Here is a 12,494-nt window from a genome sequence, read left to right as displayed (position 1 = left end):
GTACCGGCGCCGGAAGTTGCGGACAATCCGAACGCGGTGGGCGATTTTAACGCTTTGCGCAAAGGCCTGCCGAAGGCGCTCCTGAAGGCAAACAGGCTTGCCGATCACCTACGCTTGCGCGGCTTAGCACGCTGCCTGCCGTAGCGCTTTTACGCGACGAGACATTCCAGTTGACGGCCAAGCCGTGGCTCGAGCTCGCGTGCCTCTTTCGCGAGGTTGATCTGCTTGACCGCTCTCGCAATGTCGAACACGTCTGGCTTGATTTCATAGCCACCGCGCGCAGCGAGCCAGTCAAGGATGTCCGACAGATGCCATACCGACGCACTGCCCTCGTGGACCGGCGGCGGAAAGTCGATTGCGTGACTCAGCATCAGCTTGCGCATGTTTTGCCGCGACACGCCGGCGACTTCCGCGACGTCAGTCAGTCCGACGAAATCGGGGCCGGCCTCGATAAGACGCGCGGACGGCACCACCCGCTTGATGTCCTGGAGAGCGCTGACCACCGCCTCGAATGCGGACTCGCCTTCGCGAGTGAAAAACAGCGAGATGCGGCCCGGTTGCCCGATACCCACGGTGGCGTCGTCGCACCCGGCTTCGCCCAGACGCTCGACGATCGCGTCAAGATCGCAGTCTTCAACCGCGAGACCGTACTTCAGCGTGAATACATATTCCATAAATTACTCCTGCCTTCATTCAGTCCCAAAGCTTTCGCCCAAAGAACGGATTTGCTACCGGCGAGCCGTGCAGTTGTCGACGATGCGCCTCAGATGTCTGGCGTGGTTGCCGGGATTCTTCGGCGTGCTCCAGACGCTCGATATGCAGAACTCGCCACACCGACACTCCGCGTCTTTATCAGGACAGTACATCCGTCCCCAAGCGTGACCTTTGCCACCACCCTGAACACGCCAGCCGTTTTTCTCGGCGTACACCAACGCGGCCTCAACCTCTTTCTTGGAATGGGTTCCTCGAACCATCTGATGTCCTCCAATTTAGCGGGTATGGATCAGGTTGTCAAGTGACAACCTGATCCATACCCAAAATCAAAATGCGCCCACCACCACTTCGTCATCCGAAATAAAACGAACAGTGGAAGTCGATCTCGAAGGTCGATACTAGAGGGACAAAGGCCGCGGGACGAGACTGTCGAATGGCATAAGGCAAACGACACACTTTTAAGACGCCGGCCAACATGCCGGCAATTGCGCAATTTCGCACGCGTCGCAATGAAAAAAGCCCCTGCCGGTCTCAGACCAACAAGGGCTTTTCTCAGACTTCCGAAGCGGCTAGCAGCGCGCGCGTGTTCTTCGCTGCAGCGTTATTCAGGCTCCGCCAACGGCCACGCACCCGACAACACTTTCTCCAGCCAGAACGTGCCGATCACCGTCTTGACATCAGTCACCTTGCCCGTGCGTACCCACTCGGACATCTCCGGCACAGTCGCCGTGAACAGTTCGAGAAACTCGCCTTCGTCGAGCTTGCGCTCGCCGGCGGTCAAACCGCGCGCAAGATAGATATCGATGAATTCGGTCGAATAGGAAATGATCGGGTGAATGCGCGTCAGATAAACATACTCGCGCGCGCTATAACCCGTCTCTTCCCGCAGTTCACGTATCGCGCAGGCCAGTGCGCCTTCGTTCGGATCGAGCTTGCCGGCCGGATACTCGACCATGACCTTGCCCATCGGATAGCGATACTGGCTTTCGAGCAGCACGCGGCCGTCGTCGAACAATGGAATCACCATGACGGCGCCGGAATGCTGAACATATTCGCGCGTGGCGTGCTTACCATCCGGCAGGCGAACGGTATCGCATTTGAGCGTCAGAAACGGTCCCTGATGGATCGTTTTGCTCTCAATGCAGGTCTCTTTGAGCGCGGCGTCGTGATCGGGAAGTTCAGCCATATGCGGACCTTAGGACAGGGTGCGCCGACGGCGAGACGCCGTCAGCGGCGTTTGACGAGATACTGGAAGGTGAAGCCAGGGAACGCGAACACCACGAAGAGTGCGAACGTGATCGCGTAGAATTGCCAACCCTGTTCAAAGCGGTTACCCGCGCGCGCTTCCAGCAGAAACCCAAGCGCGCCGACCACGAAGTACAGCACGATCAATTCGGCAATCCGGATCCAGGCGCTTTTCTTCGCCGCTTTCAACGGCACGGCGGCGAAGAGGCGCTGATTCAGAAACGGCAGGTTGGCGCCGACCAGCGCCAACAGCACGATAAACCAACCCGCTGCCGACATCAGAGCAGCAGCGTGTGCTGGATAGCCTGCAGGCAGGCCTTCAACAACGGATCCGGCACGATACCGAGCACCAGTACGGCCACACCGTTGAACGCGAGCAAGGCACGCGTGCTGGTGTCAGCGAGAATGGGCGACTTGTCTTGCGGATCGTCGAAATACATCAGCTTGACGATACGCAGGTAGTAGAACGCGCCGAACAGCGACGTGATCACGGCCAGCACCGTCAGCCAGGTCAAGCCGGCGTTCATGGTGGCCTGCAGCACCGCGAGCTTCGCGTAGAAGCCGACCGCGGGCGGAATGCCGGCGAGCGAGAACATCATGATCATCATCACGAACGCGAACACCGGGCTGCGTTGATTCAAACCCTTGAAGTCCTCGAGCGTGTCCGCTTCGAAATCGCGGCGCGCCAGCAGCATGATGACGCCGAACGTGCCCATCGTCGTGATCAGGTAGACGATGCTGTAGTACATCGCCGAGCCGTATGCATTGGCGGCGCCCGTGGTCTTGCTGTCGACCACACCGGCCAGCAGACCCAGCAGCACGAAGCCCATATTCGAGATCGCCGAATACGCGAGCATGCGCTTGACGTTGCGTTGCACGATACCGGTAATGTTGCCGACGATCAGCGAGAGCGCCGCGAGAATCACCAGCATTTGCTGCCATTCCACCGCCAGCGGCAACAGGCCCATCACCAGGAAACGCAGACCCCAGGCGAACGCGGCAACCTTAGGGCCACCGCCGACCATCAGTGTCATCGCCGTCGGCGCGCCCTGGTACACGTCGGGCACCCACATGTGGAAAGGCACCGCGCCCATCTTGAACGCCACGCCCGCCACGATGAAGATCACGCCGAACAGCAGCACGCTCGGGTCGTAGTGGCTCGTGCCGATCGCCTTGAACACCTCGTTCAGGTCGAGCGAACCGGTCGCGCCGTACAGCATGGAGATGCCGTACAGCAGGAAACCGGAAGCCAGCGCGCCCAGCACGTAGTACTTCATGGCCGCTTCGTTCGACGGCGCCGCGTCACGACGCAGGGCGATCGCACCATACAGCGACAGCGACATCAGTTCCAGGCCGAGATACAGCGTCAGGAAGTTATTGCCGGAGATCATGACGAGTTGGCCGAGCAGCGAGAACATACCCAACAGGAAGAACTCGCCGCGGAACAGGCCGCGATCTTCGAGGTAACGGCGCGAATACACGATCGACACAGCGTAGCCGAGCGTCACCACGGCTTTCATCACGTTGGCGAACGAATCCACCACGTACATATGGCCGAAGTAGTAGCGCACTTGCGGGTCGAACGCGTTCATCGCGAACCAGACGCCGGCGACCAGCGTCGAGAAGAACGCGATGAAGTACGTGGTACGGCGACCGGCCTGGCCGACGAACGTGTCGTTGAGCCACGCGACGACAACGGCGAGCATCACCAGCGCGTCGGGCAACAGAGCAGTCATAGGGGCGTTTTGCATGGTCTCTAAATTCCTCGCTCGGCGTTACTGAGGCAACGGCAGCTTTGACTGCGCAACGTGGGCGAGGAGGTTTTCCACGGATACGTGCATCACATCGGTAAAGGGCTTCGGATACAGGCCCATGAACAGCGTCAGTGCGGCAAGCACTGCCAGCATGAAAAATTCGCGACGGTTGATGTCGAGCAGACCCTTCACGTGATCGTTGGCGATCGCGCCGAAGTACACGCGCTTGTACATCCACAGCGTGTAGGCCGCACCCAGAATCAGCGTAACTGCCGCACCACCCGCGATCCAGAAGTTGTACTGGACAGCCGCCAGAATCACCATGAATTCGCCGACGAAACCGGAGGTGCCCGGCAGGCCGCAATTCGCCATGGAGAACAGCATCACGAACGTCGCGAACTTCGGCATCACGTTGACGACACCGCCGTAATCGGCGATCTGACGCGAATGCATACGGTCGTACAGCACGCCGATGCTCAGGAACATCGCGCCCGACACGAAGCCGTGCGAGATCATCTGCACGATCGCGCCTTCCACGCCGAGCTGGTTGAAGATGAAGAAGCCGAGCGTGACGAAACCCATGTGCGCGATCGACGAATACGCGACCAGCTTCTTCATGTCGGCCTGCACCATTGCCACGAGGCCGATGTAGATCACCGCGATCAGCGACAACGTGATGACGACCGGCGCCAGAAAGTGGCTCGCGTCCGGCGTGATCGGCAGGGAGAAGCGCAGAAAACCGTATGCGCCCAGCTTCAGCATGATCGCGGCCAGCACCACCGAGCCGCCGGTCGGCGCTTCCACGTGGGCGTCAGGCAACCACGTGTGAACCGGCCACATCGGCACCTTCACGGCGAAGGCCATGAAGAACGCTATGAATATCAGCACCTGTGGCGTCATGGCGATCTGCGCATGCTGCCACGTAGCGAGGTCGAACGTGCCGGTCTCGATGTACAGATACAGCAACGCGACCAGCATCAACAGCGAGCCCATCAGCGTGTACAGGAAGAACTTGAACGCCGCGTACACGCGGTTCGCCCCACCCCACACGCCGATGATGATGTACATCGGAATCAGCGTCGCTTCGAAGAACACGTAGAACAGCATGCCGTCGGCCGCGCTGAACACGCCGACCATGATGCCCGACAGGATCAGGAACGCGGCGAGGTACTGGCCGACGTTCTTCGTGATCACTTCCCACGCGGCGATCACGACGATCACTGTAATCAATGCGGTCAACACGACGAACCACATCGAGATGCCGTCGACACCCAGGTGGTACGTGATGTTGAAGCGCTCGATCCAGTTCGCCTTTTCGACGAACTGCAGATCGGCGGTGCTCGAATCAAAACCGGTAATCAGCGGGATTGTCACGAGGAAGCTGACGACCGAACCGATCAGCGCAATCCAGCGCGCGGGAGCCGGGTTCTGGTCGGAACCGATGGCCAGGACCAGGAGGCCGACGAGGATCGGCAACCAGATCGCAATACTGAGAATCGGATAAGCGTGCATTAGTGTCCTTCGCCTTATTTGCCGCCGAGCGTTACAAACAGGGTCAGGAGCCCCAGCATGCCGATAATCATGGCGAACGCGTAGTGATAGATGTAGCCGGATTGGAGGAAGCGGATCACGCCGGCGAACCAGCCGATAAAGCGTGCGCTGCCGTTGACGATGCCGTCGATCACCACGACGTCGCCTTCTTTCCAGAGACCACGGCCAATTGCCACGGCGCCCCGCGCGAACACGACTTCGTTGATCTTGTCCATGTAGTACTTGTTATCGAGCAGCGTGTAGATCGGGCCGAACGCGCGCTTGATGACAGCCGGCAGGTCCGGACGAACCAGGTACAGGAACCACGCGACCACAACACCCGCGAGCGCCAGCCAGACCGGCAGACCAGCAACCGAGTGCAGGCCCATCGATGCCCAGCCCTGGAACTCTTCAGCCATCTCATGCAGCGCCGGATGGTTTTCGCCGATGAAGATCACCTTGTCGAACGCCACGCCGTGCTGGAAGAAGTCGCCGAACAGCATCGGGCCGATGCCGATCGCGCCGATCACCACCGACGGAATCGCCAGCAGCACCAGCGGCAGCCAGACCACCCACGGCGTTTCGTGCGGCTCGTGAGCGTGGTCGTCGTGACCATGGCCGTGCGCATCGTGGGCGTGCGCGTCGTGACCGTGCGCGTCATGTGCATGTGCCGCGGCTTCGATGCCCATCGGCGATTCCGGATGCTTCGGACCGCGGAAGCGCTCCTCGCCGTGGAACACCAGGAAGTACATACGGAACGAATACAGCGCGGTCACGAAGACGCTCGCCACCACCGCGAAGTACGCAAAGCCCGCACCCGGCAGATGCGACAGCTTCACTGCGTCGATGATCGAGTCTTTCGAATAAAAGCCTGAGAAGAACGGCGTGCCGATCAGCGCCAGCGAACCGACCAGCGACGTGATCCACGTGATCGGCATGTACTTGCGCAGGCCGCCCATGTTGCGGATGTCCTGATCGTGATGCATGCCGATGATCACCGAACCCGCGCCGAGGAACAGCAGCGCCTTGAAGAACGCGTGCGTCATCAGGTGGAACACGGCGACCGAGTAGGCCGACGCGCCCAGCGCGACCGTCATGTAACCCAGTTGCGACAGCGTGGAATACGCCACCACGCGCTTGATGTCGTTCTGGATGATCCCGAGAAAGCCCATGAATAGCGCGGTAATCGCGCCGATGACCATCACGAACGACAGCGCCGTATCCGACAGTTCGAACAGCGGCGACATGCGCGTGACCATGAAGATACCGGCCGTCACCATGGTTGCCGCGTGAATCAGTGCGGAAATCGGCGTCGGGCCTTCCATCGAATCCGGCAGCCAGACATGCAGCGGGAACTGCGCCGACTTACCCATCGCGCCGATGAAGAGGCAAATACACGCCACCGTCAGCAGACCCCAGTCCGTACCCGGAAAGGTCAGTGCCGCGAGTTCGGTGCGCTTCGCGAACACGTCGCCGTAGTTCATCGAACCGGCGAACGCGAACAGCAGGCCGATACCCAGCAAAAAGCCGAAGTCGCCGATGCGGTTCACGATGAACGCTTTCATGTTCGCGTAGATTGCCGTGGGACGCGTGAAGTAGAAGCCGATCAGCAGGTACGACACCAGACCCACCGCTTCCCAGCCGAAGAACAGCTGCAGGAAGTTGTTGCTCATCACGAGCATCAACATCGAGAACGTGAACAGCGAGATGTACGAGAAGAAGCGCTGGTAGCCGTCCTCGCCGGCCATGTAGCCGATCGTGTAGATGTGCACCATGAGCGACACGAAGGTCACCACGCACATCATCATGGCCGTCAGCGAGTCGACCAGAAAGCCGATCTCGAACTTCGTCTTGCCGATCGACATCCATTCGTAGATGGTCGCGTTGAAGCTCGCGCCGTCCAGTACCTGGAAGAAGACGATGGCCGACAGGATGAACGAGATCGCGACGCCGAGGATCGTGACCGAATGCGCACCGGCTCGCCCTACCGCTTTTCCGGCCAGACCGGCAACCAGACAGCCGGCCAGCGGTGCCAGCGGGATCGCCAGCAGCAGGTTTTCATTGAGTATCGTGGACATAACCGCTTTTCCTGAAATTAACCTTTGAGCTGATCGAGATCCTCGACATTGATCGTGTCGAGACTACGGAACAGGGTCACCAGAATCGCGAGGCCGATTGCCGCTTCCGCCGCTGCAACCGTCAGCACGAAGAAGACGAAGATCTGACCATGCACGTCGCCGAGGTAATGCGAGAACGCGACGAAGTTGGTGTTCACCGCGAGCAGCATCAATTCGATCGCCATCAAAATGATGATGACGTTGCGACGGTTCAGGAAAATGCCGACGACGCTGATCGCAAACAGGATCGCGCCGAGGACAAGGTAATGGGCAAGGGTCAACATGATTTCTATCTCCTGTCCGCTCAGCTGTTCTTGGCTGGTGCCGAGTCGGCCGCTGCTGCTGCCGCTGCCGCGGCTTCTTCCGCCGCGACGGTTGCCGCGGTCTTTTCCGATTTCATCTTCACGACGCGCACGCGGTCTTGAGCGCGTACCTTGACCTGTTCGCTGACGTTCTGTCGTTTGCTGTCTTTCTTATGACTCGTGGTCAGTGCGATCGCCGCGATGATCGCCACCAGCAGCACCAGACCGGCCACTTCGAACGCGAAGATGTAGTCGGTGTAGATGACCTTGCCGATCAGGCGCGTGTTCGACCAGTCGCCCATGCCGTTCGCGGCGGCCGTGGTGTCACGCAGCGCCGTGGCGGTCGCGCCGTAACCGTGCCAGAGAATCAGCGCGGTTTCGATCACGATGATCGCGCCCACCAGCGTGGCCATTGGCACGAAGCGTTTGAAGTCTTTACGCAGCACGTCGATGTTGATGTCCAGCATCATCACGACGAACAGGAACAGCACCATCACCGCGCCGACGTAGACCAGCACCAGCAGGATCGCAAGGAACTCGGCCTGCAGCAGCATCCAGATCGCGGCTGCGTTGAAGAACGCCAGCACCAGAAACAGTGCGGACGACACCGGGTTGCGCGAGGTGATCACCTTCAGCCCTGAAACCACCAGGAGCAGCGCGAAGATGTAGAACAGTACGGTCGTGAATTCCATGATTACCGGTTCATCGTTAGGCCATCGTCAGGCATTGTTCTTTGGCACTTGTGGTTGGCATACCGCTGGCATACCGCCAGAACAGCCGCACAGGTGCGCCGTGCCGCGGCGTTCGGGCCGCGGCGCCCGGCCCGACAACAGGCCGTGATTGCTGCTTTTACTGCTTTAACTGGATAAAGCGCTTCAACGATACGGTGCGTCGGCTGCCTTGTTCGCCGCGATCTCCGCTTCATAGCGATCGCCCACGGCCAGCAGCATGTCTTTCGTGAAGTACAGGTCGCCACGCTTCTCGCCGTGATATTCGAGAATGTGCGTTTCGACGATCGAATCGACCGGGCAGCTTTCTTCGCAGAAACCGCAGAAGATGCACTTGGTCAGGTCGATGTCGTAACGCGTGGTGCGACGGGTGTTGTCCGCGCGCGTTTCCGACTCAATGGTAATGGCGAGCGCCGGGCACACCGCTTCGCACAGCTTGCAGGCGATGCAGCGCTCTTCGCCGTTTTCATAGCGGCGCAGCGCGTGCAGGCCGCGGAAACGCGGCGAAATCGGGGTCTTCTCTTCCGGGAACTGCACGGTCACCTTGCGTTGGAACGTATAACGTCCGGTCAGCGCGAGGCCTTTGAGCAGTTCCGTGAGGAAGAAGGTCTTGAAAAAGTTTTGGATTGCGGTCATGGGTTCATCCGCCCTTTATTTCCAGATGTTCAACGGCGACATGATCCAGAAGCCGACCACCACCAGCCACACCACGCAGACCGGAATGAAAATCTTCCAGCCCAGACGCATGATCTGGTCATAGCGATAGCGCGGGAATGTGGCACGCGCCCAGATGAACACCGACAACAGGAAGAAAACCTTGAGGACCAGCCAGAAGATGCCCGGGATGAACGACAGAAACCCGAACGGAGCGCTCCAGCCACCAAGGAACAGCGTTGCAGCCAATGCCGAGATCACGATCATGTTGATGTACTCGGCGAGGAAGAACAGCGCGAACGCCATACCCGAGTAATCGATCATGTGGCCCGCGACGATTTCCGACTCCCCTTCCACCACGTCGAACGGGTGACGGTTCGTTTCGGCGATGCCCGAGATGAAGTACACGACGAACATGGGCAGCAGTGGCAGCCAGTTCCACGACAGGAAGTTCAAGCCGTACGACGCGAAGATGCCATGCTCCTGCGAAGCGACGATGCCCGACAGGTTCAGTGTGCCGGCGGTCATGAGCACGACGACGAGCGCGAAGCCCATCGAGATTTCGTACGAGACCATCTGCGCCGCGGCGCGCATCGCGCCGAGGAACGCATACTTCGAGTTCGACGCCCAACCCGCCAGAATCACGCCGTACACGCCGATCGACGAGATCGCCATCGCGTACAGCAGACCTGCATTGATGTCGCCAAGCACCGCCCCCGCCTGGAACGGAATCACCGCCCAGACCGCGAAGGCCGGCACCACCACCATGATCGGCGCGATCAGGTAGATCCAGCGGCTCGCCTGCGCCGGCTGAATCACTTCTTTCAGCAACAGCTTCAGCACGTCGGCGATCGGCTGCAGCAAACCTGCGGGACCGACGCGGTTCGGGCCGAGACGCACGTGCATCCAGCCGATCAGCTTACGCTCCCACAGAATCAGGTAAGCCACGCACAGCAGGATCACGACGGCCACCACCAGGATGCGCACCAGTGCCCACACCGTGGGCCATGCCACACCGAGAAGCTGGGTGCCGCCCGAGTTGATCGTATCGAACAAGCTCATTTACGCCTTCTCCACCACCAGTTCACCGAACAGGCTGCCCAGCGCTGCACCGGCAGGCGTAGCCGCCGATACGCGGACGACCGTCTCCGCAAGATTAGCGTCGCGCACGGCCGGCAACTGCACCGATTGCTCGCCCTGGCGCACGCGCACCGCGTCGCCTTCCTTCAAACCCAGTTTGTCGAATAGCCCGGCCGGCAAGCCGACCATATTCGCCGCACGCGCCGCAGCGGTCAGATGCAACGACTCGGCGCGACGCACCAGCGCATCGGCGTGATAGATCGGCACGTTCGCGATACGTTCGAACTTGCCTTCCGCTGCCTTCGCCGCCTTGCCGCGTGCAACCGTGACGCCCGTCTTGTTCGACAGACGCGAATTCAGTCCGCCGTCGCCGAGAGCGGCCGCGCGCACTTCTTCCGAGGTGTCGAATTCGAAACCGGGCAGGCCCAGCAGGCTGCCCAGCACGCGCAACACCTTCCATGCCGGACGCGTGTCGCCGAGCGGACGCACGACGCCGTTGAACGTCTGCACCGTACCTTCGGCGTTGACGAACGTGCCGGCCGTCTCCGTGAACGGAGCGATCGGCAGCAGCACGTCGGCGTATTCCGCGCCAGTCTGGAACGGCGACATCACGACAACCATTTCAGCCTGCTTCAGCGCGGCCAAAGCCTGCGCCGGATTGGCCGTGTCGAACTCCGGTTCGACGTTCAGCAGCACATAACCCTTGCGCGGTTGCTCGAATACTTCGCGAGCGTTCAGACCGCCCTCGCCCGGCAACGCGTTCACGAGATGCGCGCCGACCGTGTTGGCCGCTTCCGTCAGGAAGCCCAGCGTCGCACCGGTCGCGTCCGCGATCCATTGGGCGGCTGCGTGAATGACGGCGAAGTCCGGATGACGAACCGCGCTGTTGCCCAGCAACACCAGGCGACGTTCGCCCGTGGCGAGCGACTTGGCGACTTTCTTGTGCGCATCCGCGGGCTGCGTGCCGGCGAAGGCTTCCGGCAGTGCCACGCCGTTCGCTTCCGACACCGCGCCGGCGATCCCAGCGAGTGCCTCGAGCCATGCGGACGGCGCTGCCACCACGCGCTCCGCTTGCGGAATCAATGCATCGTCGTTAGTGGATTGCACGAGCGTGAGCTTCGCGCCGCCCTTCGCGGCCTGACGCAGACGCGCGGCGAACAGCGGATGATCGCGACGCAGATCCGAGCCGATCACCAATGCGGCGTCGACGTTCGACAGATCGGCGATCGCCGTGCCGAGCCACGGCGTGCCGCTGACCGGTGCGGAGAAATCCGACTGACGCAGACGGAAGTCGACGTTAGGCGTGCCGACCGCTTGCGCCAATTGCTTCAACAGGAACAGTTCTTCGACGGTGCTGTGGGCGCTACCGAGCGCGGCCAGCGCATTCGCGCCGTGGTCGCCCTTGATGCCCTTCAGTCCCTTCACCACATATTCGAGCGCGGTTTGCCAGTCGGTCTCGACCCACTTGCCGCCTTGCTTGAGCATAGGCTGGGTCAGACGCTCGGGGCTGTTCAGGCCTTCGTACGAGAAGCGGTCTTTATCCGAAATCCAGCATTCGTTGATGGATTCGTTTTCGAATGGCAGAACGCGCATCACGCGATTGTTCTTCACCTGGACAACGAGGTTCGCGCCGACGGAATCATGCGGGCTCACCGACTTGCGGCGCGACAGTTCCCACGTACGGGCGCTGTAGCGGAACGGCTTGCTGGTCAGCGCGCCGACCGGGCACAGATCGATCATGTTGCCCGACAGCTCCGAATCCACCGTCTTGCCGACGAACGATGTGATTTCCGAATGCTCGCCGCGGCCCAGCATGCCGAGTTCCATCACGCCGGCCACTTCCTGACCGAAACGGACGCAACGCGTGCAGTGAATGCAGCGCGACATTTCTTCCATGGAGATCAGCGGGCCGACGTTCTTGTGGAACACCACGCGCTTTTCTTCGCTATAGCGCGATCCCGACTTGCCGTAGCCCACGGCCAGATCCTGCAACTGGCACTCGCCGCCCTGATCGCAGATCGGGCAATCCAGCGGGTGATTGATCAGCAGGAATTCCATCACGGCTTGCTGGCCCTTCACCGCCTTGTCCGACTTGGTGCGCACGATCATGCCGGCCGATACCGGCGTGGCGCATGCGGGCACCGCCTTCGGCATCTTTTCGACATCGACCAGACACATCCGGCAGTTGGCCGCAATCGACAGCTTCTTGTGATAGCAGAAGTGAGGAATGTACGTGTCGACCTTATGCGCAGCCTGGATCACCATGCTGCCTTCAGGCACCTCTACTTTCTTGCCGTCTATTTCAAGTTCAACCATGATGGTCAATCTTCCTTAACCTGTTACCGCTCAATCGTTCGCCCGTTCATCGCC

General features: G+C 60.5%; 12 protein-coding genes. All 12 read right to left on the bottom strand.

Annotation, left to right across the window (positions count from 1 at the left end; translation table 11 throughout):
• Nucleotides 1-149: 149 nt before the first annotated feature.
• Nucleotides 150-674: a DNA-binding protein gene (locus B0G81_RS31285; RefSeq protein WP_116119431.1), complete on the bottom strand. Its 525-nt coding sequence runs from the start codon at nucleotides 672-674 to the stop codon at nucleotides 150-152.
• Nucleotides 675-728: 54 nt separating this feature from the next.
• Nucleotides 729-974 carry a hypothetical protein gene (locus B0G81_RS44865; protein WP_106280382.1) on the bottom strand — a complete coding sequence of 82 codons (246 nt, stop codon included), beginning with the start codon at nucleotides 972-974 and terminating at the stop codon, nucleotides 729-731.
• Nucleotides 975-1,315: 341 nt separating this feature from the next.
• Entirely contained in the window at nucleotides 1,316-1,900 is a 585-nt protein-coding gene (locus B0G81_RS31275) for an NUDIX hydrolase (RefSeq protein ID WP_106280380.1), read from the bottom strand.
• A gap of 41 nt (nucleotides 1,901-1,941) precedes the next feature.
• Nucleotides 1,942-2,238, bottom strand: coding sequence for a DUF2818 family protein (locus B0G81_RS31270; RefSeq protein WP_007175603.1), 297 nt, complete (start codon nucleotides 2,236-2,238; stop codon nucleotides 1,942-1,944).
• Complete coding sequence (nuoN, locus tag B0G81_RS31265; RefSeq protein WP_106280378.1) at nucleotides 2,238-3,710, bottom strand: NADH-quinone oxidoreductase subunit NuoN; 1,473 nt, start codon at nucleotides 3,708-3,710, stop codon at nucleotides 2,238-2,240. The genes B0G81_RS31270 and nuoN overlap by 1 nt, the downstream gene beginning before the upstream one ends.
• Before the next feature lie 24 nt (nucleotides 3,711-3,734).
• Nucleotides 3,735-5,225, bottom strand: coding sequence for an NADH-quinone oxidoreductase subunit M (locus B0G81_RS31260; protein ID WP_116119430.1), 1,491 nt, complete (start codon nucleotides 5,223-5,225; stop codon nucleotides 3,735-3,737).
• Between the two features lie 14 nt (nucleotides 5,226-5,239).
• On the bottom strand, nucleotides 5,240-7,321 hold the full coding sequence (gene nuoL / locus B0G81_RS31255; RefSeq protein ID WP_134140713.1) for an NADH-quinone oxidoreductase subunit L: 2,082 nt from the start codon (nucleotides 7,319-7,321) through the stop codon (nucleotides 5,240-5,242).
• Between the two features lie 17 nt (nucleotides 7,322-7,338).
• Nucleotides 7,339-7,644 carry an NADH-quinone oxidoreductase subunit NuoK gene (gene nuoK / locus B0G81_RS31250; protein WP_013339863.1) on the bottom strand — a complete coding sequence of 102 codons (306 nt, stop codon included), beginning with the start codon at nucleotides 7,642-7,644 and terminating at the stop codon, nucleotides 7,339-7,341.
• A 20-nt stretch (nucleotides 7,645-7,664) separates the two neighbouring features.
• Complete coding sequence (locus B0G81_RS31245; protein ID WP_106306767.1) at nucleotides 7,665-8,354, bottom strand: NADH-quinone oxidoreductase subunit J; 690 nt, start codon at nucleotides 8,352-8,354, stop codon at nucleotides 7,665-7,667.
• A 183-nt stretch (nucleotides 8,355-8,537) separates the two neighbouring features.
• Complete coding sequence (nuoI, locus tag B0G81_RS31240; protein ID WP_012432383.1) at nucleotides 8,538-9,026, bottom strand: NADH-quinone oxidoreductase subunit NuoI; 489 nt, start codon at nucleotides 9,024-9,026, stop codon at nucleotides 8,538-8,540.
• 15 nt (nucleotides 9,027-9,041) lie between these two features.
• Nucleotides 9,042-10,106 carry an NADH-quinone oxidoreductase subunit NuoH gene (nuoH, locus tag B0G81_RS31235; RefSeq protein WP_116119428.1) on the bottom strand — a complete coding sequence of 355 codons (1,065 nt, stop codon included), beginning with the start codon at nucleotides 10,104-10,106 and terminating at the stop codon, nucleotides 9,042-9,044.
• Nucleotides 10,107-12,440: an NADH-quinone oxidoreductase subunit NuoG gene (gene nuoG, locus B0G81_RS31230; protein ID WP_134140708.1), complete on the bottom strand. Its 2,334-nt coding sequence runs from the start codon at nucleotides 12,438-12,440 to the stop codon at nucleotides 10,107-10,109.
• Nucleotides 12,441-12,494 lie beyond the last annotated feature (54 nt).

The sequence above is a fragment of the Paraburkholderia sp. BL6665CI2N2 genome (genome assembly GCF_004366535.1).
Classification (GTDB): domain Bacteria; phylum Pseudomonadota; class Gammaproteobacteria; order Burkholderiales; family Burkholderiaceae; genus Paraburkholderia.
Note: the sequence above shows the minus strand (reverse complement) of the source record. Positions and strands in the feature narration are given on the sequence as shown.

What these genes read in the sequence shown, in the direction of transcription:
- B0G81_RS31285 (WP_116119431.1), bottom strand. Translation starts at nt 674, where the DNA reads ATGGAATATGTATTCACGCTGAAGTACGGTCTCGCGGTTGAAGACTGC.
- B0G81_RS44865 (WP_106280382.1), bottom strand. Translation starts at nt 974, where the DNA reads ATGGTTCGAGGAACCCATTCCAAGAAAGAGGTTGAGGCCGCGTTGGTG.
- B0G81_RS31275 (WP_106280380.1), bottom strand. Translation starts at nt 1,900, where the DNA reads ATGGCTGAACTTCCCGATCACGACGCCGCGCTCAAAGAGACCTGCATT.
- B0G81_RS31270 (WP_007175603.1), bottom strand. Translation starts at nt 2,238, where the DNA reads ATGTCGGCAGCGGGTTGGTTTATCGTGCTGTTGGCGCTGGTCGGCGCC.
- nuoN (WP_106280378.1), bottom strand. Translation starts at nt 3,710, where the DNA reads ATGCAAAACGCCCCTATGACTGCTCTGTTGCCCGACGCGCTGGTGATG.
- B0G81_RS31260 (WP_116119430.1), bottom strand. Translation starts at nt 5,225, where the DNA reads ATGCACGCTTATCCGATTCTCAGTATTGCGATCTGGTTGCCGATCCTC.
- nuoL (WP_134140713.1), bottom strand. Translation starts at nt 7,321, where the DNA reads ATGTCCACGATACTCAATGAAAACCTGCTGCTGGCGATCCCGCTGGCA.
- nuoK (WP_013339863.1), bottom strand. Translation starts at nt 7,644, where the DNA reads ATGTTGACCCTTGCCCATTACCTTGTCCTCGGCGCGATCCTGTTTGCG.
- B0G81_RS31245 (WP_106306767.1), bottom strand. Translation starts at nt 8,354, where the DNA reads ATGGAATTCACGACCGTACTGTTCTACATCTTCGCGCTGCTCCTGGTG.
- nuoI (WP_012432383.1), bottom strand. Translation starts at nt 9,026, where the DNA reads ATGACCGCAATCCAAAACTTTTTCAAGACCTTCTTCCTCACGGAACTG.
- nuoH (WP_116119428.1), bottom strand. Translation starts at nt 10,106, where the DNA reads ATGAGCTTGTTCGATACGATCAACTCGGGCGGCACCCAGCTTCTCGGT.
- nuoG (WP_134140708.1), bottom strand. Translation starts at nt 12,440, where the DNA reads ATGGTTGAACTTGAAATAGACGGCAAGAAAGTAGAGGTGCCTGAAGGC.